General features: G+C 59.9%; 1 protein-coding gene. It reads left to right on the forward strand.

From position 1 onward, the window contains the following. Window positions 1-419: immunoglobulin-like domain-containing protein (locus QQL85_RS26445; RefSeq protein ID WP_284357329.1), on the forward strand; the 419-nt coding region annotated here is incomplete at both ends.

The following is a 419-nucleotide window of genomic DNA, read 5'->3' on the forward strand; positions in this document are numbered from 1 at the left end:
CGGGTCACCATCAAGGCCGGCCAGACCAGCGCGCCATACGAGCACGCTGCACAGGGCGATGACGTCTATAACGACGCCGGTCAGATCAACCTGGGCATCAAGTCCGCCGTGGATGTCGATGGTCGTACCTTCGAGAACCTGCAGCTGGGCGGCAACGCTTCGGTACAGGTCACCGATACCACCGACGAAGTCATCGCGAAGCTGACCGCTACGCCTTCGGTTACCGAAGGTGGCGTAATCACCTACACCGTGACCCTGACCAACAAAGACGGTCTGCCGATCAACAACCACAGCGCCCTGACCTTCACGCTGAACGATGGCAAGACCACCATCACCGTGCCAGCCAACGGCACCGTGGGTACTACCACCGTTATCGCGCCGGACAACGTCTACACCGGCACCAATGATCCAGTGATCAA

Origin of the sequence: Pseudomonas putida, assembly GCF_030159595.1 — a bacterium.
Classification (GTDB): domain Bacteria; phylum Pseudomonadota; class Gammaproteobacteria; order Pseudomonadales; family Pseudomonadaceae; genus Aquipseudomonas; species Aquipseudomonas putida_AC.